This is a genomic window from Galbibacter orientalis DSM 19592 (assembly GCF_000260115.1).
GTDB classification, from domain to species: Bacteria; Bacteroidota; Bacteroidia; order Flavobacteriales; family Flavobacteriaceae; genus Galbibacter; species Galbibacter orientalis.
Map to the genome: position 1 here is coordinate 3,784,040 of NZ_JH651379.1, position 22,483 is coordinate 3,806,522.

The 22,483-nt window shown below is 31.8% G+C and carries 21 protein-coding genes; 11 read left to right on the forward strand and 10 right to left on the reverse strand.

The genetic code is table 11. From position 1 onward, the window contains the following. Positions 1-201: 201 nt before the first annotated feature. On the reverse strand, positions 202-771 hold the full coding sequence (locus JOOMADRAFT_RS16470) for a carboxymuconolactone decarboxylase family protein (RefSeq protein WP_008615345.1): 570 nt from the start codon (positions 769-771) through the stop codon (positions 202-204). Positions 772-1,305: 534 nt separating this feature from the next. On the opposite strand from JOOMADRAFT_RS16470, the gene JOOMADRAFT_RS16475 reads away from it, so the two are divergent. Then, positions 1,306-1,821: a membrane protein gene (locus JOOMADRAFT_RS16475; RefSeq protein ID WP_008615346.1), complete on the forward strand. Its 516-nt coding sequence runs from the start codon at positions 1,306-1,308 to the stop codon at positions 1,819-1,821. A gap of 67 nt (positions 1,822-1,888) precedes the next feature. On the opposite strand, the gene cls is transcribed toward JOOMADRAFT_RS16475, so the two are convergent. From cls to JOOMADRAFT_RS16490, 3 genes are read right to left on the reverse strand one after another with little or no spacing between them, the layout of a single operon-like run. Continuing rightward, complete coding sequence (cls, locus tag JOOMADRAFT_RS16480) at positions 1,889-3,343, reverse strand: cardiolipin synthase (RefSeq protein WP_008615347.1); 1,455 nt, start codon at positions 3,341-3,343, stop codon at positions 1,889-1,891. Then, entirely contained in the window at positions 3,343-4,302 is a 960-nt protein-coding gene (locus JOOMADRAFT_RS16485; RefSeq protein WP_008615349.1) for a lytic transglycosylase domain-containing protein, read from the reverse strand. The genes cls and JOOMADRAFT_RS16485 overlap by 1 nt, the downstream gene beginning before the upstream one ends. Before the next feature lie 37 nt (positions 4,303-4,339). Next, positions 4,340-5,005 carry an alpha/beta hydrolase gene (locus tag JOOMADRAFT_RS16490; RefSeq protein ID WP_008615353.1) on the reverse strand — a complete coding sequence of 222 codons (666 nt, stop codon included), beginning with the start codon at positions 5,003-5,005 and terminating at the stop codon, positions 4,340-4,342. A 206-nt stretch (positions 5,006-5,211) separates the two neighbouring features. Between JOOMADRAFT_RS16490 and JOOMADRAFT_RS16495 the strand changes: the two genes are divergently transcribed. Next, positions 5,212-5,505 (forward strand): GNAT family N-acetyltransferase, encoded by a 294-nt coding sequence (locus JOOMADRAFT_RS16495; RefSeq protein ID WP_008615355.1) that lies wholly within the window; start codon positions 5,212-5,214, stop codon positions 5,503-5,505. Positions 5,506-5,626: 121 nt separating this feature from the next. Here the strand turns inward: JOOMADRAFT_RS16495 and JOOMADRAFT_RS16500 are convergent, their stop codons facing one another. From JOOMADRAFT_RS16500 to JOOMADRAFT_RS16510, 3 genes are all read right to left on the reverse strand, one after another. After that, positions 5,627-5,965 (reverse strand): hypothetical protein, encoded by a 339-nt coding sequence (locus JOOMADRAFT_RS16500; protein ID WP_008615356.1) that lies wholly within the window; start codon positions 5,963-5,965, stop codon positions 5,627-5,629. A 450-nt stretch (positions 5,966-6,415) separates the two neighbouring features. Then, positions 6,416-7,609, reverse strand: a complete 1,194-nt coding sequence (gene sucC / locus JOOMADRAFT_RS16505; protein ID WP_008615357.1) for an ADP-forming succinate--CoA ligase subunit beta — start codon at positions 7,607-7,609, stop codon at positions 6,416-6,418. 238 nt (positions 7,610-7,847) lie between these two features. Continuing rightward, the gene (locus tag JOOMADRAFT_RS16510; RefSeq protein ID WP_040879809.1) at positions 7,848-8,477 is read right to left on the reverse strand and encodes an LON peptidase substrate-binding domain-containing protein; all 630 of its coding nucleotides are present in this window, start codon (positions 8,475-8,477) and stop codon (positions 7,848-7,850) included. A 222-nt stretch (positions 8,478-8,699) separates the two neighbouring features. Here JOOMADRAFT_RS16510 and lysA point away from each other — a divergent pair, with 222 nt between their 5' ends. From lysA to JOOMADRAFT_RS16545, 7 genes are all read left to right on the forward strand, one after another. Beyond that, a complete protein-coding gene (gene lysA / locus JOOMADRAFT_RS16515) occupies positions 8,700-9,941 on the forward strand; it encodes a diaminopimelate decarboxylase (protein WP_008615359.1) in 1,242 nt (413 codons plus the stop codon). Positions 9,942-10,236: 295 nt separating this feature from the next. After that, complete coding sequence (locus tag JOOMADRAFT_RS16520) at positions 10,237-10,479, forward strand: type II toxin-antitoxin system ParD family antitoxin (protein ID WP_008615360.1); 243 nt, start codon at positions 10,237-10,239, stop codon at positions 10,477-10,479. Further along, a complete protein-coding gene (locus JOOMADRAFT_RS16525; protein WP_008615361.1) occupies positions 10,476-10,778 on the forward strand; it encodes a type II toxin-antitoxin system RelE/ParE family toxin in 303 nt (100 codons plus the stop codon). Before JOOMADRAFT_RS16520 ends, JOOMADRAFT_RS16525 begins: the two co-directional genes overlap by 4 nt. Positions 10,779-10,902: 124 nt before the next feature. Beyond that, the gene (locus JOOMADRAFT_RS16530; RefSeq protein WP_008615365.1) at positions 10,903-11,418 is read left to right on the forward strand and encodes a thioredoxin family protein; all 516 of its coding nucleotides are present in this window, start codon (positions 10,903-10,905) and stop codon (positions 11,416-11,418) included. 105 nt (positions 11,419-11,523) lie between these two features. Further along, the gene (locus JOOMADRAFT_RS16535; protein WP_008615366.1) at positions 11,524-12,699 is read left to right on the forward strand and encodes a serine hydrolase; all 1,176 of its coding nucleotides are present in this window, start codon (positions 11,524-11,526) and stop codon (positions 12,697-12,699) included. A gap of 8 nt (positions 12,700-12,707) precedes the next feature. Continuing rightward, on the forward strand, positions 12,708-13,160 hold the full coding sequence (locus JOOMADRAFT_RS16540; protein WP_008615367.1) for a VOC family protein: 453 nt from the start codon (positions 12,708-12,710) through the stop codon (positions 13,158-13,160). 131 nt (positions 13,161-13,291) lie between these two features. Next, complete coding sequence (locus JOOMADRAFT_RS16545; RefSeq protein ID WP_008615368.1) at positions 13,292-13,873, forward strand: NUDIX domain-containing protein; 582 nt, start codon at positions 13,292-13,294, stop codon at positions 13,871-13,873. Between the two features lie 72 nt (positions 13,874-13,945). On the opposite strand, the gene JOOMADRAFT_RS16550 is transcribed toward JOOMADRAFT_RS16545, so the two are convergent. The 3 genes from JOOMADRAFT_RS16550 to JOOMADRAFT_RS16560 form a co-directional block, all read right to left on the reverse strand. Beyond that, positions 13,946-15,283 (reverse strand): DUF3472 domain-containing protein, encoded by a 1,338-nt coding sequence (locus tag JOOMADRAFT_RS16550; protein WP_008615369.1) that lies wholly within the window; start codon positions 15,281-15,283, stop codon positions 13,946-13,948. A 76-nt stretch (positions 15,284-15,359) separates the two neighbouring features. Then, positions 15,360-17,018 (reverse strand): RagB/SusD family nutrient uptake outer membrane protein, encoded by a 1,659-nt coding sequence (locus JOOMADRAFT_RS16555; RefSeq protein WP_008615370.1) that lies wholly within the window; start codon positions 17,016-17,018, stop codon positions 15,360-15,362. Positions 17,019-17,036: 18 nt separating this feature from the next. Further along, on the reverse strand, positions 17,037-19,961 hold the full coding sequence (locus JOOMADRAFT_RS16560; RefSeq protein ID WP_008615375.1) for a SusC/RagA family TonB-linked outer membrane protein: 2,925 nt from the start codon (positions 19,959-19,961) through the stop codon (positions 17,037-17,039). A gap of 297 nt (positions 19,962-20,258) precedes the next feature. Between JOOMADRAFT_RS16560 and JOOMADRAFT_RS16565 the strand changes: the two genes are divergently transcribed. Both JOOMADRAFT_RS16565 and JOOMADRAFT_RS16570 read left to right on the forward strand, forming a co-directional pair. Further along, entirely contained in the window at positions 20,259-21,395 is a 1,137-nt protein-coding gene (locus tag JOOMADRAFT_RS16565; protein WP_040880172.1) for an SIS domain-containing protein, read from the forward strand. A 4-nt stretch (positions 21,396-21,399) separates the two neighbouring features. Further along, positions 21,400-22,338, forward strand: coding sequence for a 1-phosphofructokinase family hexose kinase (locus JOOMADRAFT_RS16570; RefSeq protein WP_008615390.1), 939 nt, complete (start codon positions 21,400-21,402; stop codon positions 22,336-22,338). Positions 22,339-22,483: the final 145 nt, after the last annotated feature.

The following is a 22,483-nucleotide window of genomic DNA, read 5'->3' on the forward strand; positions in this document are numbered from 1 at the left end:
TCTTATCGGCTTGCAATATACTTCACAAAAGCGCGGCGCAAATATACAAAGACTTTTCACTTATACAAACACCTTTTTGAAAATATTTTTAATATCTTTTAAAACCTATTATTTTACTCGTACTAAGGGAGTTTCTATATTTATAAAAGCTATATATGTCCTGAGAAAATTAAGACAGGTTTTCTACTTCAAAAATAACACTTATTTTTTATAATAAGGCAAATTTCCTTTAACGGCAAATACTCTAGCCCAAACATCCATTAGTACTGTACACATTACTATAGTCTCTATTTCTTCATTATTAAAATACCTTTTAACTTCTTTCGTTGCTTCTTGAAGTTTTTCATAAGAAACAGTTGAAATAGCTTCTGCATAGTTAAGTGCTGCTTTTTCTTTAGCCGAAAAAAGCTCACTTTGTTTATAGGCCATGATATTGTCTATTTTATGAATATCAGTTCCACTATCTCGTGCATCTTGTGTATGAAATATAGTACAATAACTACATTTATTATTAATGCTTACCCAAAGCCTAACTAGTTCTGCTATTTGACGATCTAATGGTAAGGACTCATAACTAAAAGAACCATACTTTTCAGCTAATTGGGAAGGTATATCTGTATAATTTGTAACATTTTCTGTATACAAGGTTTCTTTAAATGCTATACTCCCAAAACTTTGATTAACAATAGCTGTTTCTGTTTTCTCAATCTCTTGTGCATTACTATTATTTAGTGTCATTAAGATGATGAATAAAATTAATATAGTTTTCATATGATAAATTTTTATAAAATAATTAGTGTTATTTACTTTCATACAAGACATTTCACAATAAAAAATACCCTTGAAGGGTAATAGCTATTAGATAGTTATTCGTTTGCTATGTCTTTACAAATAACAATATAGCGATAATTTACCTCGATACTGTATTTTATTCTATAAATAATAGATTTTAAACTATTATTTATTACAAACGCTAGTAAGTATAGAAAGTTAATTTTTATAAAGTTCTAAGCCAGCTCTGTTAACCTTAAATAAGTAGTTTTTATATAGAGGAAAATAAACGGGAAAAACCTAAACTTATTAAAATCAATTATCTATAAGGAAGTTTACAAAGTATTTAAATGGAACAAATTGAGTTTATTTGTATGCAGAGTCGTTTAATAAATTCAGGGCAAAATTTCATAAAACAAACCCTGTATAAGCTATTAAAAAGGTATCTAATAAAATAGTTTCTTTTTAAACTATTGCACACTATTAAAAATGCCTGATTTTATTACCTTTGCCCTTTAATTGAAAATACCCAATATGTTCAACAAAAATATAAAATTAGTAATAGCCGTATTAATTATAGCTTATGCCGTATTCCAATTTATTGAAGGCAATATAGGTAATGGCATTTTTTTAATGCTCCTTTCTCTTATTTTTATCTTTCTTTATTTTAGAAATGAATTGATTTTGCTAGCATTTTTAAGAATGCGAAAGCAAGACATGGTTGGAACAGAAAAATGGTTAAACAAAATTAAAAACCCTGAGAGCGCCTTAATTACAAAACAGCAAGGATATTACAATTATTTAAAAGGAATTATCTCTTCTCAAACCAATCTTACTCAAGCTGAAAAATACTTTAAGAAGGCATTAAAATTAGGATTGAGTATGGATTACGATCTAGCAATGGCAAAACTAAGTCTTGCAGGAATTTCTATGCAAAAAAGAAGAAAGAGAGAAGCTACAATGCTTTTAAATGAAGCTAAAAAATTAGACAAACAAAATATGCTAAAAGATCAAATTAAAATGATGCAACAGCAATTAAAAAGAATCTAAAACTATTCTTGCTTCAAAAAATATAAAAAATGCAATTATTTCTTAAGAGAAGTAATTGCATTTTTATTTATAATAATGGCGCCCATAAGCGGCAAAACGATTCTTTAAGTCGCTGTATAAGTCCGCGGTTTAGCCATCTTTCGGCATCTACTTGTTCACTGTATTGCAAATCGTCTATATAGATTTCTAGCATTTGCTTTGTAATATCTTCATCATAAATTAAAGCATTTACTTCAAAATTAATATGGAAGCTACGGTAATCCATGTTTGAAGTTCCAATGGTGGTAAAAACATCATCAACAATCATTGTTTTTGCATGAATATTCCCTTTTTCGTACAAATAAATCTTTACTCCTGCTCGTAAAAGTTTTTCTAAATAGGAATAGGTAGCATATTTTGCTGCCCAAGAATCGCAACTTTTAGGAATAATTAAGCGTACATCTACTCCACTTTTAGAAGCGGTAGAAAGCGCTAAAGATATTTCATCATTCGGAATAAAGTAGGGAGTGGTTATATAAACATATCTACTAGCAGAATTTATTGCTGTAAACATTGCTTCCATAATATTAGCCCATTCGGTATCTGGACCACTAGCGGCAATTTGAATAGGAATTTTATTACTCACTTCGGTTTCTGGGAACCAACTTTTATCAATCTTAATATCATTTTCACTTACAAAATCCCAATCTAAAGAAAAGTGAAATTGCAACATTCCTACAGCCTGTCCTTCTATACGAATATGAGTATCTCTCCAATACCTACGTCCTTCTTTATTTATGTACTCATCTCCAATATTTATCCCGCCAACATAACCTATTTTTCCATCAATAATTACCATTTTTCTATGATTACGATAATTTGCTTTACTTGCAAATTTTGGAAAATAAACAGGCATAAAAGGGAACATCTCTACTCCACTGTTTTTTAAAAAAGAGATAGATTGATTGGAAAAAGAACTGGCAACAGAATCGTAATTTATTTTTACTGAAACTCCTTCAGCAGCTTTTTCACAAAGAAGATTAATAATTTTGGTTCCTATTTCATCATCTCTAATTATATAATACTCTAAATGGATAGAAGATTTAGCTTCCTTTAAATCGGCAAAAAGACTATTAAATTTTTCTTCGCCATTAATCAATATTTTAACTTTATTATTTAAAGTAAGAGGAGAGCGTTTTTCACTATCTATAAGCTTAATTATTTTAGTATTTCCATTTAAAAGATGACTTCCAATATCATAAGCTTCTTTTTTATTTAGTACTAATTGCTGCGCCCAATCTCTTATATTTCTCTGATTTAAAACATTTTTCTTTTTGAATATTTTAAACTTCCGATAATCTTGTCCAAAGAAAAAATACACAATAAGCCCTACAAAAGGAAAGGCTAAAAGTGCTATTAAATAAGATAATGTTTTTGTAGGATTTATATTTTTAAGCAGAATTGTAACTGCTGCTATCAAAGCTAAAACATAATTTAACCCTAGTAAAAACTGCCACAAATGATCTGAAATATAAGCCCACATTATTTAGCAGGTGGGTAATATCCTTCTTTAGGAATTTCTATGTAATATTTTTTGTGAGAAGCATTATTTAAATGAGTTTCTCTTAACCACGGATTATGGATTTTTAATACTTTATAGTTTATTCCAAACTTTTTAGCAAACTTAGGGAAATCTGTCACCACAGTATCAACTTCCATTTTAGTTACTGGAATGTGAGTATATAAATCCTCTTGATCAAAATTAAATCCATAAGATTCTGGATTTGATAATATTTCTTTTAACGCCAAAATTCTAAAAACATAACGTCCAGTTTCTTCACCTAATAAAACATTGTAATAGTTTTCAACCTCTTGCCTTTCCAATTGTTTTGCCATTCCAAATTGTCCAGCATTATAGGCAGCCGCTGCCATTGTCCAGCTTCCAAAACGATCTTTTGCTTTCTTCAAATATTCACAAGCAACTTCGGTAGATTTTTCAATATGGTATCGCTCGTCTACATTATCGTTTACTTCTAAGCCGTATTCTCTTGCTGTTCCCTTCATTAACTGCCAAAAACCAGTAGCTCCAGCAGGAGAAATAGCTTGTGTTAATCCGCTTTCAATAACCGCTATATACTTTAAATCGTCTGGAACCCCGTGTTTCTTTAAAATCGGTTCTATAATTGGAAAATACTTATTAGCTCTTTTAATTAGTAATAATCCGTTAGACTGCCAATACGTATTAACCAACAGTTCTCTATCCATACGCTCTTTTACATCTGGATCTTCTACCGGAACCCTTTCTCCAGCAAAATTAATCCCTGCTGGAATTTTTAAAGCGTAAACATTATAATCATGCACAAGACTTAGACTGTCTTTATCTTTTGCTACCGTTTTATTTGTTGCTTCTGGCATTGGATTGGTAGATTGAACTGCATTAATAAATACTGCAGAAACAGCAACTACCCCTATCAAAATTATTATGTTTTTTATACGCTTCATCTACTTCTTTTTTTTTTAAATATACAAATTTGATTTTTTATTTATCATCAATTAATTTAGGTAAGTTTTCATTAAACCATCTAAATTTATTAATTATCATGATGTGAGTTCCCCCTTTAATTTTAATACAATCTTTAATATAAGCACAAGGAAAAACTGCATCTTTGTCTCCTTGAATATGTATGGTTCCTGATGAAGGCTCCACCTGCTTCCAATTAATAATAGAATCAATAGCCCAATCTAAATAATATTTATCTCTAACAGATAAATATTTCTCATACAAATGTAACCTTTTTGTAACGGTTTCTCCAAAAGCATACTTAGCTAAAACCTCAATATTACTTACTAAGCTTGTAGGTAAAAGCTTATGTGCTTTTGTATATTTTGCAAAAATCATTCTCTTTGGTAATTCCTTATTACACTTAACGCTAGAAATAATAATTACTTTTTTTACTGAAATAAATTTTGCCATTTCCTGCACTAATATCCCTCCAAAAGACACCCCTATAAGAATAGGATTTTCATGCTCAATTAGAAGCGTCATTCTTTTGGCATAAGCTTCTAGCGTCTCATTTTTTAAAGGAATATTCCAAGTTAAAAAATGAGGAACAAACCGATCTTTTGGCAATTTTATATTTTCAAAAATTGTAGGGTTTGCAGCCATCCCTGGCATAAAGTACACATGTATCAATTCAGCACTCATAGATATTAACAATTGAAAAATAGAAGGTTAGCTATTTTTTTCGTAACTTTGCATCGCTAAAGGTATATAATTCTCCGTCAATACAACTACCGACCTAAACTAAATTATACCAAATTTTACCACCATTTAGTGCAAAACACAATGCATTACATGGACTGAATTAGATTTTTGGTGATAATTAAAAATGATTTTTAAACCTCGTAATAATGAATGAAGTAGTAATTAATGACAATGAGTTTTTGCGTCAATACGAAACAAGAATTGACGGTAAGCTAGCTAAAATAGAGTATGCTTCTCAAGAACGAAAAGTTTTTTTAACAAAACTTGTTATCCCGGAAGAGGTAACAGACCCTAACTTCAAAGATGAATTCATTACAACTGTTTTGAAGCACATTGAAGAGAAAAAATTAAGTGTAGTTCCTACTAGCCCCCAAATTGCTGGTTTCCTTAGAAAGCATAAAGAATTTAAAGATTTATTACCAGTAGGAATTAGAATTTAAAAAACTAAAAGCTGTCTAAATAGGCAGCTTTTTTTATCGTCCAATTATACTACATAAAAAAATCGCCTAAAAAATACTAGACGATTTCTTCCCTCTAAAACAAACAAACTAGTTATTACAATTATCCTTTAGCTACAATTCTTACATCAACAATATACTCTTCATTTGGTTTTAAAGCAGCTACCTCTACCTTTTTATAATTCATTCTGCTTTTGATATATTCTTCAACCATATCATTTTCAGCAGAAACATTTATAACAACTATTTCACTACGCTTATTCACCATAAAATGAACTTTAGCCACCATATCATTTTCTGTAACTTTAAATGTTGGCGTTCCTAATATAGTTGAAAGTTGTTTAGAAACCTCTTTATTTGATGGTTTCGGATCTACGTTGGCCATAACAATATTCGATACTGCTACGAATGCCATTACTAATACTAATTTAAAATTTTTCATAATGCTTTTTGTTTTTTGATTACAGGTCAAAATTACAAACAGAAATCATAATAAAATACTAAAAACTAGATAGTTAACTTACAATTAAACGATATAACATTCTCGTAACAAAGAAAAAAACGCAGAGAATTAGTCAAGAAATAGGAAAAGCCATATATACATAGTCTTTCAAGAATCTGTTTATTTTTCAGAAGAAAAAGAGAAAAAAATCAACCTTTCATTCCCTAGTAAAATACGCTACTAAGAAATATAAATTTGAGCTGAATCTTTAAATTAATAGCAAAAAAACAAACTTACTATTAGCATATTCATATTATAGCAAACTCAAATGTGTTGCTAACAATAACTTTACAAAGCAGCTATACTTATAAAACTACTTTACAATTTTAAAACAAAAAAGCCTCGATAAAAGTATCGAGGCTTTATATATAATGTAATAATATCAGGAATTTATTTTAATACTTCCTGAACTTTATCTGCTGCTTCTTTAAACTCAATAGCCGATTGAACAGCCAATCCAGAGTTGTCTATAAGCTCTTTAGCTATATCTGCATTTGTTCCTTGCAAACGTACAATAATTGGAACTTTAATTGAATCTCCCATATTTTTATAGGCATCTACAATTCCTTGTGCAACACGGTCGCAACGTACAATTCCTCCAAATATATTTACCAAGATAGCTTTTACATTTGGATCTTTTAAAATCATTCTAAAAGCAATCTCCACTCTTTTAGCATCTGCAGTACCTCCAACATCTAAAAAGTTTGCAGGTTCTCCTCCAGCCATTTTAATTAAATCCATGGTAGCCATTGCTAAACCAGCTCCGTTAACCATACAACCAACGTTTCCGTCAAGGTTTACAAAGTTAAGACCAGCTTCTTTTGCTTCAACTTCAATTGGATCTTCCTCTCTTAGATCGCGCATTGCTTCATAATCTTTATGACGGTATAAAGCATTGTCATCTATAGATACTTTAGCATCTACAGCCATAATTTTATCATCTGAAGTTTTCAATACAGGATTGATTTCAAATAAAGAAGAATCAGAAGCTTCGTAAGCTTTATAAAGTGCTGTAACAAATTTTGTCATTTCTTTAAAAGCAGTACCGCTTAAACCTAAGTTAAAAGCAATTCTTCTAGCTTGGAAAGGCAATAATCCAGTTGCAGGATCTATTTCCTCATGAAATATTAAGTGCGGTGTTTTATCTGCTACCTCTTCAATATCCATTCCTCCTTCAGTAGAATACATAATCATATTCTTCCCTTTGCTTCTATCTAACAATACAGACATATAAAACTCAGAAGTTTCACTGTCTCCTGGGTAATAAACATCTTCAGCTACCAATACTTGGTGAACTCTTTTACCCTCTTTAGAAGTTTGAGGTGTAACCAAGTCCATTCCAATAATATTTCCAGCTATTTCTTCTACTTCTTTAAGGTTTTTAGCAAGCTTAACTCCACCACCTTTTCCACGTCCACCGGCATGAACCTGTGCTTTTATTACGTGCCATCCGGTTCCCGTTTCTTCAGTTAATTGTTTTGCAGCAGCTACAGCCTCTTCAGGATTCTGAGCTACAATACCACGCTGAATGCGTACTCCAAAACTTGCTAATATTTCTTTTCCTTGATATTCGTGTAAATTCATAACGATACGTTGTATAATTTAAAGCTGAACAAAAGTAACAAATGGAGTTTAATAAACCCAATCTAGAATTATTTTTTTGGGCAAGCATACAAATCTACTACCTCGAGGCAAGCCCACAAGGTATTCTAAGGAAATAAATTTAAATCATTTCGACGCAGAGCGTCTGGGAATTAGACCCTCTATGAGAGATTAATAACAAATAGCAACTCAAAAACATTCAGGAATAACATAAAACTCCTTAAAATTTTAAAGGGTCTAAGTTTTTAAAATGCCCATTCATTTGAATTAGTTTTCTTGTATCGTTAACTTGATTTAATATAGGGAGTACTTTTAATAAATGTGCTTTTATAAATTGAACACGTTCCCACTCACTCACTATTTCTAATAGCTGATATTCTTCTCCTATACTCATCCCTATTTTATGGGCAAACAAAAAACTATTAAAAGTTTCTATCTGAATATTGTGTGCAGAAACACCAATAATTGCATATAATTGCTTAATTAAAGCTATTACTTCAGAATATTCTTCGAGCGTACTATCATCTTTATTTTCAAAAAATTGAACTTCGCCTCCCGCATATAATTTATTAGGAATTGGATTAAAGAATTTATCTACTTTAAAAGTCCTAATCCCTTTACATAGAATATCCATGCTTCCGTTATCATAGTTTTTTACAATCTCTTCTAACTTCACTTCTGTACCATAACTTAATTTCCCTTCCAAAAAAGTGGGAATTCCAAAGTTTAAACCTCTTCGTTTACAATCGTTTATTAATTGTTTATAGCGTTCTTCAAATATGTGTAATGGAAGTACCTCCGTAGGAAAAACAACAATTTGAAGCGGAAACAGCGGAATAATTCTATTCATAACAGACACGTTCTTGTAAGTTTATAATTATAGTTCTAAAAGGCAAAAATGCTTTTTAGCGACAGCTATTTCTTAAATTTACAAAAAATACTTTTTAAATTTTAGAAATCACCAACCTTATGTTATAAATGTAACATTGTGTTTTATTTTTATATATTTAATAAAATTTATTTTGAATACGAATCTACTTTTCTAATTTTGCCTTCTAATATATAATGTAGTATGAACAATAGCGACCTTTTAAATGTAGCCAAAGAATTTGGCAGTCCGGTATACGTATACGACTCAGAAAAAATAACATCTCAATACCAAAGGCTTACTTCTGCTTTTAAGAATGTAAAGAATTTAAAACTAAATTATGCCGTAAAAGCGCTATCTAATGTGGCTATTCTTAAGCTTATGAATTCTTTAGGAAGTGGTTTAGATACTGTTTCCTTACAAGAAGTACAATTAGGTTTAATGGCAGATTTTAAGCCAGAAGACATCATTTTTACCCCTAATGGAGTTTCTTTAGAAGAAATTGAAGAAGTTGCCAAGTTGGGAGTTCAAATAAATATTGACAATCTTTCAATTCTAGAACAATTTGGAGCTCGAAATCCAAAAATTCCTGTTTGTATTAGAATCAATCCGCATGTTATGGCTGGTGGGAATTCTAATATTTCTGTAGGACATATCGATTCTAAATTCGGAATTAGTATCCACCAAATTCCGCATATTCTAAGAATTGTAGAAAATACTGGGATGCGAGTAAACGGTATCCATATGCATACGGGAAGCGATATTTTAGATATTGAAGTCTTCCTGTATGCTTCTGAAATTTTATTTGAAACTGCTAAAAATTTCCACGATTTAGAATTTATAGATTTTGGAAGTGGTTTTAAAGTTCCTTATAAAGAAGGCGACATTGAAACTAATGTAGAGGAATTAGGGAAAAAACTTACAAAACGCTTTAATGCTTTTTGTAAAGAATTTGGTCGCGACTTAACATTAGCTTTTGAGCCAGGTAAGTTTTTAGTAAGTGAAGCTGGTTTCTTTTTAGCAAAAGTAAATGTAGTTAAACAAACCACATCTACTGTTTTTGCAGGAATAGACTCTGGTTTTAACCACTTAATCCGACCAATGTTGTACAATTCTTACCACAGAATTTACAATATCTCAAATCCGAAAGGGAAAGAGCGCTTCTACTCTATTGTAGGTTATATTTGCGAAACAGACACTTTTGGAAGTAACAGACGCATTAACGAAATATCTGAAGGAGATATTCTTTGTTTCAAAAATGCTGGAGCTTATTGCTTCTCTATGGCTAGTAATTACAACTCTAGATTTAGACCGCCAGAAGTATTATGGCATCAAGGGAAAGCTCATTTAATAAGAAAAGGAGAAACTTTTAACGACCTTATAAACAATCTTGTGGAGCCAGACATCCCTGAGATAAATAAAAAAGAACTCGTAAAAGAGGCATAAAATAGTAAAAACTACCTCTGGAGAAGCCCCAAGGTATTCAAAAAATAATTTAAACGTATTTCTACGCAGAGCGTTAGAGAAACAAACCCTCTAAAAAGGGATTAAAGCTCGGCAAAATTTGCCGAGCTTTTTTGCTGAATATATTAACACTCTTCTACATTGATATTTTGCTATATTTACTCTTCCTGAATTAACCCAACCATAAACGCTTGTAGTAAAGTGTTTATTTGGAGGTTTTAAGCTATTTGCCTACGTTACCAAGGTTTGGTATATTTATATAAATTTATAGTCAAAAATGGGGAAAAACACATCAATATCGCTTGGAAATCATTTTGAGGATTTTATCAGAGAAGAAGTGAATTCTGGTAGGTATGGTTCAGCTAGCGAAGTTATTCGTTCCGCATTACGCTTGTTAGAACATGAAGAAAAAAAAGAAAGAGAATTGATTAAGGCTCTCGAAGTTGGGGAAAGCAGCGAATTTGTTGAAAATTTTGACGCAAAACAAAATCTAACTGAATTACATCGCCAACACTCATGAGTAAAAACAAGTATCGAATAAGTAAACAAGCGATTGATGACTTAAATGATATTTGGGTATATACTTTTCATAAATGGTCTAAAGAACAAGCCGACAGATATTACGAACTAATAATTGGAGAGATTGATTTTATAGCAGATAATTACTTGAATGGTAAGTCCGCAGAACAAACTCGAAAAAACTATCGAATAGCGAAAATCAAATCGCATCTTATTTTTTACAGAAAAGTCGAAAGTGAGATTGTTGAAATCGTTAGAATTTTACATCAGAGAATGGATATTAAAAAACGACTGAAATAAAAAATTACTCACAATAATACTATAAGTAATTGCTTGTTCTTGCATACTTTTGAAAATTCTAACTAATTTTCACGAAAAGAAATCTCAGCTAAGCACAACATATAGCCTCTTAAAAAACAAAAACATGAAACAATATATATTTATCCTTTTCACTTTTTTATTTACAATAACTACACAAGCCCAAGAAATTGAATGGCTAACGTGGAGTGAAGCCATAGAAAAGGTAAACACGGATAAAAATCCGAAAAAGCTTTTTGTAGATGTCTATACCGATTGGTGTGGATGGTGTAAAAAAATGGATAAAGACACCTTTAACAATCCAAAAGTAGCCAAATATATGCAGGAGAATTTTTATATGATAAAAATGGATGCTGAAGGAAAGGAAGCTATTGTTTACAAAAACAAAACCTTTAAATATATTCCACAAGGAAACCGCGGTTACCATGAGTTGGCCGCCGCTTTGTTGCAAGGGAAATTGAGTTTCCCAACCGTTATTTTTTTAAATGAAAATGAAGAAATTCTTTCTCCAGTTCCTGGATATCAAAAACCAGATGGGTTTTTAATGATTGCTAAATATTTTGGAGATGATATTTATAAAGATAAAAGTTGGAAAGAATATGACGATAGTAATAAAAGCTAACCCAAACACCAAACTATGAATTGTCCATTAACAAACTTGAAAATCAACCGATATGATAGTAAAAGACGTTACATCTCCCCCTTGAAATACAATAAATATTAACAGATGAAACTTTTAATCAAGCTATTTATTTTTTCAATAATTACTTTCTTTTTTACTTCATGTAAAGAAAAAAAGGATGATCAAATAAAAAAAGTAACTATTGAGAATGTTAGTCCTATTAGCCCTATGGAAAGGGTTTTGGAAGCTAACAATCCGCTTTTAAAAAGAGTTCTTGACAGTGCTGCTGATTATGAAGTACAAATTATGTTTACTGAAATTAAAAGGAACCATAACAACGTTACTTTTAAAGATTATAAATTCCATGTAAACGATTCCAATTATTTTTATCCTGCAAGCTCAGTAAAATTACCAATAGCTGTTTTAGCACTAGAAAAACTTAATAAAGACAAGCGTTTTACTATAAATACTCCTTTTTATATAGAGGGAGATTCGGTGGAGACAACTTTTAAAGATGAAATAAATAAAATATTTGCGGTTAGCGATAATGAAGCCTATAACCGACTATTTGAATATTTAGGAAAAGATTATATCAACAAAACTCTCAAAGAAAAAGGATTAACAAGCGTTCAAATAAATCATCGTTTAGCTACCGACAATGCCTATGAAATTGAGAATAAACCGCTTATTTTCATCACAAAAGATACCCTTACAGAAATTGTAGGAAGTATAAATACCCCCATTGACACTCTAAAAATTGAAAATTTAAAGAAAGGAAAAGGTTATATGGAAAACGATTCCATTATAAATGAGCCTATGGATTTTTGCTTAAAAAATTATCTTCCTGTAAGTACACTTCATAACATTATGAAACGTATTATTTTTCCAGAGAATTTTTCTCCTGAAGAGCAGTTTAATTTAGCTACATCTGACAGAGAATTCCTTTTAAAATCTATGTCTACACTACCAAAAAATCAAGGTTATGACTCAGAAGAATATCACGATAGTTACGTGAAATTCTTTATGTATGGAGATAAAAAAGAAGACATTCCAGACTCTCTAAAAATATATAATAAAGTTGGATTTGCATATGGTTATCTTACCGATTGCTCTTATATACACGATACAAAAAACAACATTGAATTTATTATTACCGCCACCATTCATGTAAATAAAAATCAAATTTACAACGATGGTATTTATGAATACGATAAAGTTGGCATCCCTTTTCTAGCTGAATTAGGACGTCAATTTTATAAAACTCAAACATTAACTAACTAACAACCAAAATGAAAACTACAAAAACATTTTTATTATTTATTACAATTTTATTTTTTATGAATACAAAAGCAGCTGCTCAAGAATTTGAATTAACCTTCGACCACAATGCTATTTTAGTTAAAGACCTTACCGAAAGTTCCAATTTTTATTTAAACATTATTGGACTTAAAGAAATTGAAAACAAAACTGAAAAATCGCATATTCGCTGGTTTTCTTTAGGCGGAAACTCTTCACTTCATGTTATTGAAGATAAAAACCATAAAGTACCAGACGTAAAAGGGCTTCATTTTGCCTTACACACTAAAAATTTAGATGCTTTTATAGAACATTTAAAAGAAAATAATATCTATTTTGAAAATTGGCCTGGCGAAGCAAATACAACCAATACACGTCCAGATGGGGTTAGACAAGTTTATTTAAAAGACCCAAATGGATATTGGATTGAAGTTAATGAGAACTAAAAAATCAACTCCCTCGAGGCAAGCCTACGAGGTATTCAAAGGAAAAATAATTTAACACATCTCGACGTAGAACACTTCGATATACTCAGAACAAGCTCTGGGAAATAAAACCCTCAACGAGGGATTTGAAAATGAAGAACAATCAAATAAAAATAGAAAAAGAAAGCATTCTTTCGGATAATTGGTACCTGTTAAAAAAAATTGATTTTCAGTTTAAAAACAAAAAAGGCGAATGGGAAAAAGTTAGTAGAGAGGTATACGACCGTGGAAATGGAGCTGCTATTTTACTATACAATCCCGAGACAAAAAATATTGTTTTAACTAGACAATTTAGAATGCCAACTTATTTAAATGGTAATGAAAGCGGGATGATGATTGAAGTTCCTGCTGGAATTATTGAAAATGAAGACCCCGAAATATCTATCATCAGAGAAACCGACGAAGAGACTGGATATAAAATTTCTGAAGTACAAAAAGTGTTCGAAATATATCCATCTCCTGGTGCTGTTACAGAAAAGTTACACCTCTACATTGGAAAATACAACGCCAATATGAAAGCACATGAAGGCGGCGGACTCGATAGCGAACATGAGGATATTGAAGTTTTTGAAACCTCTTTTACAGATGCAGAAAGCATGGTAAAGAATGGTGAAATAAAAGATGCAAAGACCATTATGTTAATTCAATACGCTAGACTACATGGTATTATATAAAAAAAGCATTGTTAGCAGGAACTAACAATGCTTTAACAACAAACTAACTATCAATTTAACAAATTGAAATTTTTATTTCAAACTACCCTTTGGTAGTAATGCAAAATCTATTTCAGGAGCTTTTCCGTTTGGCGTTCTAGTATGCATGGTATTCATTTCTGTCATATCATCAAAAAAGCCACAATTTTTCATATAAAAAGTATTGCCTTTAGCTCCACCAGCATAATCAACTCTAGATCCTTTTTTTGCTGTAGCATCTGCTGTAAATTTAGCTTCGGTTAATTCGTGCCACTCTCCTTCGGTATCATACACCCATTGGTTTCCATATATTCCCATACGACTTATATTTCCTGTTTGGGTAATAAAATTTTCTAAAAAAGAATGCTGTCTTTTTAAATAAGTACTTGTGTGCGGTCTTCTAAAACTAGCAATCAAATTCCAACTCCCTTCAGTAGGGTCAAAGAAATAAGCTGTATAATCGGTAGAATTATTGGTAGATGGACTCCCTTTAAGTAAAAACTTATACGTCTGCCCCGCTTTCCAATTAAACACTTTATAACTTTGTCCACCAGAACCTTCGTTTCCAAATTCTCCTGTGGTGACTCCTTCTCCTTTTCCTAAAAGAATAATTTTATAATCGTCTGGAATTTCATCAGGATTTTGCGTTTCATATGGACTCCAAACTGAAAATAAAATTCGTCGCTCTGTTGAAGAATTCACCTGCATCCCAAAGTATCCTTCAGCAAAACCATTCGCCATAAAATATGAACCTAAAGTATCGTCTCCTTCTGGTACTGTAATTTCATTATAAAACCACACAATGTCTTTTCCTTCTGGAGCTGTATAGTTTAAGTGGACAGATGGTCCTCTTCTACCCCAATAAAAGTCTTCTTTTACATAAGTAATACCTTCATTTAATGCAGAACCTTCTAACGTAAAACTATCTATATCTGCAATAGTTTCTCCAGTATTAGACTTCCCTTGTATTTCTAAAAAATAGTACCCTGCCTTTTCTACAGAAAACATCCCAGCTTCAAGAGTTTGAAAATCGGTATTGGAGATTTCCACCTCTTTCTGCTGATCTCCCAATGCAATAGTTACTACAGAAGAACCTTCTACGGCTTGTGCTTTAAGACTTACTTTTATTTGTCCCGAAGTATTTACCTTAAAATACGTACGAATTTTTGTATCTAAATCCTTCCAATTACGAATTCCATCTTCTGTAATAATTTCTTCATTACTAGCAATATCTCCAACAACCCAACTATTTCCCTTAGTAAGAATAATACTTGGCGGATTAATAGCTTCTTCTATTATAACTTCTTTGGTTTCTCCATCCGTGTTACAACTAAAAAGTATAACCGAGCAAATGGTTATTAAAACTGATAAATATGTATTTTTTTTCTTCATTTAAAAAAAGTTAACTGAATGCTTTTAGCGATATTTACAAAAAAGCATTCAGTATTATCTAAACTCAACAATTAAATTAATCGTTTTGGATTAATGTAGGCTGTGTATTAATTTGGTTTTGTGGAATATATTCAATCACTCTATTATCTGTTGGCAACACTTCATAATAAGGATTACTTCCACTTAAATGAGTCCCTGGATATCTTCTATCTAGCGTCTCAGCATTTCTAAACACATCAAACTTTCTATGCCCTTCATAAGCAAATTCCAATCTACGCTCATCTGACACAACATCAATTAAGTCTTTCCCTACTGGAAAATCGGTAGCATCATCATAAGTTGGCACCCCTGCACGCTCTCTAATAACATTTACATTAGCAAGTGCATTTGTTTCATCTCCCATCTCAGCATAAGCTTCAGCTTTATTTAAATACATTTCAGCTAATCTAGAAACTACTGGCGACCATAAATGAGGTACATTTTCTTGTAAAGAAGCTTTTAGAATATAAAATTTTGGAAAACCATTTCTTTTAAACATATCGAAATCGTATGTTACATATGTTTTTGTACCTGCATTATTAAAATAATACAATGTTTCCCCACCATTATCCTCAGTCATAACTTCTACTTTACTTTCATCTTGAGTAAAGTAAATTTTCCCATTCTCTTCGGTGGTTCTTCTAAATTGGTAAGTATAATTATCATTTACCCAATAAACAGCTGGTATTTTGTTTCCGTCATCATCCAATTCGTACTGCGGATCGATAAATTCTTTTCTCGCATCTTCTGGATTTTCATTTATTAAATTTAAGTACGATTTTGAAGCATACATTTCTCCCCATCCAGTTCCTTGAATGTTAGCATAAAGAGACCCTACAGTATACCATCCTGGAGCTCCACTATTATTATAATCTGCTTCTTCTACAAAACGAAAACAAAAAATAGTTTCTGTATTATCTTCAGGTGTTTTTTGGAAATATTTTCCTAATTCTGTTGTTGGCAACAAACTAAACCTTCCAGAGTTTATTACTTTATCTGCATACTTAATAGATTTATCATTTTCTCCCATATACAAATAAACTCTAGACAATAAAGCTTGTGCCGCCTCTTTAGTAGCATATGCATTTGTTTTATTAATGCTCATTAAAGATTCTGCCTTCAATAAATCTTCCACTACTTGATTGTAAACTTCTCCTACTGTATTTCTGTCTGGAATATCTGTAATATCAGAAGTTAACTTTAAAGGCACACCTAAGTTTGAAGCTCCTTGATAATATGGTTTCCCAAATACATTTACCAACTCAAAAAACGCATATGCTCTTAAATAGTAATTCTCTCCTATTAATTGATCTGACTCAGCAGCTTCCCCTTCCGTAGAAAGTTCAATCACTTTATTACATCCTACAATCGCTTTGTAAGCCGAACTCCATAAGTCGTTAATCCTACCACTGGTAGTAATATTATTATAGTTGTATGTGTAGAATAAAGCATCTGTTGTGGTTCCACTTAAAGAAACATTATCACTAGAGAACTCTGCTATTCTATGTAATTGTGGAGCAAAACCTCCTCCATCTCCATTTCCTTTTAATAAGGAATAGGATCCTCCAGTTGCGGCTTCTAACCCGCCTTCTCCTTCAAATAATTCATCTGAAGCAACCGAATCATATGGAAACCTGTCAAGTTCACATGAAGTTATAGAGGCTGCTGCTAATATGATATATAGTATTTTTTTCATTTCTTTTGATTTTAATGATTAAAAGGATATCGATAAACCTAAAGTAAGTCTCTGTGAAACAGGATACAAAGAACTATAATTCCCATTCACCCCTACTTCTGGATCCATCCCTGAAAAATCTGATGTTGTCCATAAATTATCCCCAGAAAGATAGATATTGAAATTACTCATCCCGATATTCTGTACCCAATCTGAAGGTAATGTATACCCCAATCTAACATTTCTCATTCTCAAATAACTACCGTCTTCTAAGTAACGAGAAGATACTTTATTTGATAAATTATTTCCACCATTTATCAATTTAGGATGCGTAGCAACATCTCCTGGCTGCTCCCAACGACTCCATCCATCTGCTAAAATCTGTTGGTTATATGTTGGATAAGCCCCATCTGCATCGTACAATTCTCTACTTGAGTTATAAATTAAATTCCCTTTTGAAAAAGCAAAGTTTGCCGATAACGAAAGCCCTTTATAATTAAATACAGTACCAAAACCACCATAATAATCTGGTGTAGAAGCTCCTACTTCTTGCTGTGTAGCATCATTCCAATTATTTGTTGTAGTTACTTCACCTGTAGTTTCATCTACAACCTCCCATAATGGATCTCCATTTGCAGAATCTACACCAGCCCACTTACGCATATACCAAGTATTAATATCTTGCCCTTCATTTAATCTTTTATTTCCATTTATTATTGGCTCTCCTTCAAAAAGCTCAGTAACTTCATTATTATTAATACCAATATTAAAGTTTAAAGCCCATAAGAAATCTTCATTACGAATTACATCTGCATCTATAAAAGCTTCAAAACCAGTGTTTTTAACTCCTCCAATATTTTCCCAATATCCACTATATCCAGTAACATCAGGTATTTTCACAAAATACAATAAATCAGAAGTATCTTTAATATAGTAATCAAACGTTAATCCTATTCTGTCAAATATTCTAAAATCAAGTCCAAAGTTTGTTTGAAAAGATTTTTCCCAAGCAACATCTTCATTCCCTAATTGAGAAGGCGTAGTTACAGGCACTCCATTATATGTATTACTCAAGCTAAACAAATCGTATTGTGGATATAAAGAACTAGGTCTATTTCCAACAGCACCATAACTAGCTCTTAGCTTAAGCTCATTAATAGCTTCTACATTAAAAAAATCTTCATTATGTACATTCCACCCAGCACTTGCTGAATAAAAAATACCATATTGATTATTCTCTCCAAAGTTTGAAGCCCCATCCCGTCTAATAGATAATTGCACTAAATATCTATTATCGTAACCATAGTTTGTATTTAATAACATAGATTGCAATGCGTATTCGTTTTTACCTCCACCAACAGTTTGTGGACTAGCTGCATTGTCTAAAATTTCTGTACCAGCAACAATTCCTTGTCCTGCAGCAGAAAAGCTATCAAATACATAATCATTATATTCATATGCAGCCAAAGCTGTAAAACTATGGTCTCCCCATAGGTTACTATACTTTAACATCTGGTTGGTAAATCTTGTTATTCTTCTAGAAGTATATTGACTTAAACTACCATTAACCGCCAAACCAGCATTTGATTTTGGATCTTGATATGATTTACTATCATATCTAAACATTGTATAACTGTTTGTTGAGATGAATTTTAAATGATCGGTAATTTTATATTCAAAATCAAAGTTTGTATACAAATTAAACTCTTGATTTTCACTATAATTCCACTGCAAATCATATAAATAGTTAGAGTTATCTCTCCCAATCCACCCAGTTCCATTCTCTTGTGGGTTTATAATATTCCCCTCTTCATCATAAGGAGAGTCCCATGGCATATAGGTAAGCATAGCATACAAAGAGTGTTGCTGATTTTCTACTGTATTGTAGTTCAGTCCAACTTTAGGCTTCAATGTTAAACGCTCTCCTACTTTATAATCATGATTTATCCTAAAACTTAATTTATCAAATTCATACCCCTTAATAGATCCTGTTTCATCATAATATCCTAAAGAAATATATGTTTTAGTTTTTTCTGTTCCAGCAGTAAATATTAAATTATGATCCTGAACAATTCCAGTTTGTGTACCATTATCTATCCAATCATAATCTTTCTCCAACAAACTTGGGTTATACCATGGATTATCAGCTTGATTAAAAGTATCTCCAAATTGTTGATAATTATCGTACATCTGTTGAGAATTCATCAATTCAAAATTCCCTTGATTAAAGTTTGAAAAACCTGTTTTTGTTGATACCGTTAATTCACTTCTACCAACTTTGGCTTGTTTTGTAGTTACAACCACTACTCCATTTGCTCCACGAGAACCATACAAAGATGTAGCCGAAGCATCTTTTAAAACAGATAAAGTTTCAATTTCATTTGGATTTAAGTTTGGTGTACCATGCATAATAACTCCATCTACCACCCATAACGGACTTACACGTCCATCAATAGAAGAGATTCCACGTATCCGAACATCTGGTACAGACCCTGGTTGCCCAGAACCTTGGATTACTTGTACCCCAGAAACTTTACCTTGTAACATGGTAGATACATCGGTGGAAGTTACGTCTGTTAATTCTTCAGAGTCAATTGTAGAAACCGATGCTGTAACTTCTTCCTTCTTTTGTGTTCCATAAGCCACAACTACAACCTCATCTAATTCTGAAGCTGAAATTTCCATACTAACATTTACAGTATTAGCCGCTCCAATAACAACCTCTTTTTCTTTATATCCAATATAAGTAAAAAGCAATTTTACTCCTTCCTCTACAGAAATAGAGTAATTCCCATCAAAATCGGTGACAGCACCTTTGGTTGTGTTCTGCACCATTACGTTTGCGCCAGGAATTGGCATACCAGTCTCCGCATCTGTCACTGTTCCTGAAACAGTTTTTTCTTGCGCAAAAGAAACCATACAACACAAAACCGTAATAAAACTTACAAATAAATGTTTCTTCATTATTAAAAAATTAGGTTAGTAATTTATGTTAAACTCAAATTCTTGTTAAAAAAGTAATGTTCCAAAACTTTTAAATGCTTAAATGCACAACAAAAACTTTCATTTGCACCGCAATTTATAAATTTCTCACAATTAAACAAAAAATAATAAACATTTAACTTTCGAATTGATTTTAAAATTATGAAAAAACATATAAAACGAAAATAAAAAGCTTATGTGATAATTTTTATTTTCGAATTATTTTCTTTTAATTTGCGTAAGATGACTATTAGTCTTCACTATATAAATATGAAAAAGATGAATAATAATACTGAAAGCTGTCAAGATCTTTATACGGTTCAAGAAATTAATGCACAGCCTAGATTATGGTTAGAGACTTTTCTTCTACTGAAAAAAAATAAAGAAGACATCTCTAATTATTTACAACCTATTTTAGATATCAATAATCTTAGAATAATTGTAACTGGTGCAGGTTCTTCAGCATTTATTGGAGAGGCAGCTCAAAGCATCATTCAAAAGCAAACCAACCAGTTAACGCAACCTATTGCTACCACAGACCTTGTTACGCATCCAGATTTTTTCTTTATAAAAGACACTCCTACCTTATTAATTTCTTTTGCAAGATCTGGTAACAGCCCAGAAAGTCTAGAAGCAGTTTCCTTAGCAGATAAATATTGTAATAATGTTCACCACTTAATTATTACTTGTAATAAAAATGGAGAATTAGCCAATTACAATAAGGAAACAAAAAGTCCAAGTTATAGTATTATTTTACCAGAAGAAACTAATGATAAAAGTTTAGCAATGACAAGTAGTTTTACCTGTATGCTTCTTACTGCTATATTAGTTTCAGACATTAAAAACATAGACAAAAAAGAACAAGCTCTAGAAACTATATGTAAACAGGCTACTACTATTATAAAAAATCAAGAAATTTTTTCTAAAATAGCAGAAAGAGCCTTTGAAAGAGTCGTATTTTTAGGTTCTGGAGAGAAATTAGGTATTGCGAGAGAATCTCATTTAAAATTACAAGAATTAACTGACGGTAAGGTTATTTGTAAATTCGATTCGTTTTTAGGTTTTAGACATGGACCAAGAGCTGTGGTTAACGCAAACACACTGCTTGTATATTTATTTTCTGAAGATGAGCACGCCTTTAAATATGAAAAGGATTTAGTGGAAGACATCGCTAAAGATCCTAGAAATATTCAATCTATTTTGGTTGGAGGCTTCAATGATATAACTATTGAAAATTCTACTAGAATTCCTTTTCAAGCGGTTAACAACAATATATTACAACTAATTCCTGTTACATTAATAGGTCAGCTTTTAGGGTTGCACAAATCGCTAAACTTAGGCTTAAACCCAGACAACCCTTCGGTTTCTGGAGCTATTAACAGAGTGGTTCAAGGAGTTAATATTTACAAAAAATAATGAAATGATCTTAACTGTTTGTCCAAATCCATCTATAGACACCTATGCTTGGCTAGAAAATATAGAAGCTAAAAAAGCAAATAGGATATTAGCATTAAAAGAGTATCCTGGAGGAAAAGCTACGCATGTTGCCTTTGCTTTAAAGGAGCTTAATATGGCAACCACACTTTTTGGAAACTGGGCAGGGACAACAGGACAATGGATCAAAACTGCTTGCAGCACTAAAAATATAGACGTTGATGGAATAACACTTCATGATGGACAGAACAGAAAATGTTATACGTTTAGATCCTCGCTAGCTGCTTTTAACAATACTGAACTTTTAGAGCCAGGACCAAAATTTAAAGAAACAGATTGGGAGTTATTTACAACAGCATTTCAACAATCGGTTTCCAAACATTCTCTAGTATGCATCTCTGGATCGTGGCCTAAAGGAGCTCCAGAAAATGCTTATAATTTGTTGATTGAAATTTGTAATCGTCAGCAAAAAAAAGTAATTATTGATTGCTCAGGAGAACAACTAAAAAACGCATTACAACAATCATTTTTTGGCCTCCATATTAATGAAGACGAGTTGAAATCTATATATAAAGAAGATTCAATTCCGTCTATTATAAAAAAGTTAAGCGTAAAGGTAGAACTTATCGCTATAACAAAAGGAAAAGAAGGTTTATGGTTATACTACCAAGGAAAATTAATCCATGCAAATGTAACCATTGATAAGGTGCTAAGTACCGTTGGTAGTGGCGACTGCCTTACCGCAGGAATTACTTATGCAGTTGAAAAAAACCTCAACATGGAAGATATTGCTAGGTATGGCGTTGCATGTGGAGCAGCCAATTGTTTAAATGAAGACTTAGGAATGCTTAAAATTGAAGATGTAAACAAGCTACTGCCAAAAGTAATAGTAACACCTCTTGAAAATAAGCTTATGAATAATTAGAAGGAGAAACTGAAAAAAAATCGCCACAAAAGTAAATATCAAAATAATCAACTACCTCAAGGCAAGTCTACGAGGTATTCAAATTAAAGATGATTTAATCCATTTCGACGTAGAACACCTCGATATACTCAGAACAGGCTCTGGG

Bases quoted from the DNA above. Each gene is read 5' to 3' on its own strand.
- JOOMADRAFT_RS16510 (WP_040879809.1), bottom strand. From the start codon at position 8,477: ATGAATAGAATTATTCCGCTGTTTCCGCTTCAAATTGTTGTTTTTCCT.
- JOOMADRAFT_RS16485 (WP_008615349.1), bottom strand. From the start codon at position 4,302: ATGAAGCGTATAAAAAACATAATAATTTTGATAGGGGTAGTTGCTGTT.
- JOOMADRAFT_RS16570 (WP_008615390.1), top strand. From the start codon at position 21,400: ATGATCTTAACTGTTTGTCCAAATCCATCTATAGACACCTATGCTTGG.
- JOOMADRAFT_RS16495 (WP_008615355.1), top strand. From the start codon at position 5,212: ATGAATGAAGTAGTAATTAATGACAATGAGTTTTTGCGTCAATACGAA.
- JOOMADRAFT_RS16560 (WP_008615375.1), bottom strand. From the start codon at position 19,961: ATGAAGAAACATTTATTTGTAAGTTTTATTACGGTTTTGTGTTGTATG.
- JOOMADRAFT_RS16490 (WP_008615353.1), bottom strand. From the start codon at position 5,005: ATGAGTGCTGAATTGATACATGTGTACTTTATGCCAGGGATGGCTGCA.
- cls (WP_008615347.1), bottom strand. From the start codon at position 3,343: ATGTGGGCTTATATTTCAGATCATTTGTGGCAGTTTTTACTAGGGTTA.
- JOOMADRAFT_RS16540 (WP_008615367.1), top strand. From the start codon at position 12,708: ATGAAAACTACAAAAACATTTTTATTATTTATTACAATTTTATTTTTT.
- JOOMADRAFT_RS16525 (WP_008615361.1), top strand. From the start codon at position 10,476: ATGAGTAAAAACAAGTATCGAATAAGTAAACAAGCGATTGATGACTTA.
- JOOMADRAFT_RS16520 (WP_008615360.1), top strand. From the start codon at position 10,237: ATGGGGAAAAACACATCAATATCGCTTGGAAATCATTTTGAGGATTTT.
- JOOMADRAFT_RS16535 (WP_008615366.1), top strand. From the start codon at position 11,524: ATGAAACTTTTAATCAAGCTATTTATTTTTTCAATAATTACTTTCTTT.
- lysA (WP_008615359.1), top strand. From the start codon at position 8,700: ATGAACAATAGCGACCTTTTAAATGTAGCCAAAGAATTTGGCAGTCCG.
- sucC (WP_008615357.1), bottom strand. From the start codon at position 7,609: ATGAATTTACACGAATATCAAGGAAAAGAAATATTAGCAAGTTTTGGA.
- JOOMADRAFT_RS16555 (WP_008615370.1), bottom strand. From the start codon at position 17,018: ATGAAAAAAATACTATATATCATATTAGCAGCAGCCTCTATAACTTCA.
- JOOMADRAFT_RS16530 (WP_008615365.1), top strand. From the start codon at position 10,903: ATGAAACAATATATATTTATCCTTTTCACTTTTTTATTTACAATAACT.
- JOOMADRAFT_RS16545 (WP_008615368.1), top strand. From the start codon at position 13,292: ATGAAGAACAATCAAATAAAAATAGAAAAAGAAAGCATTCTTTCGGAT.
- JOOMADRAFT_RS16500 (WP_008615356.1), bottom strand. From the start codon at position 5,965: ATGAAAAATTTTAAATTAGTATTAGTAATGGCATTCGTAGCAGTATCG.
- JOOMADRAFT_RS16475 (WP_008615346.1), top strand. From the start codon at position 1,306: ATGTTCAACAAAAATATAAAATTAGTAATAGCCGTATTAATTATAGCT.
- JOOMADRAFT_RS16550 (WP_008615369.1), bottom strand. From the start codon at position 15,283: ATGAAGAAAAAAAATACATATTTATCAGTTTTAATAACCATTTGCTCG.
- JOOMADRAFT_RS16565 (WP_040880172.1), top strand. From the start codon at position 20,259: ATGAATAATAATACTGAAAGCTGTCAAGATCTTTATACGGTTCAAGAA.
- JOOMADRAFT_RS16470 (WP_008615345.1), bottom strand. From the start codon at position 771: ATGAAAACTATATTAATTTTATTCATCATCTTAATGACACTAAATAAT.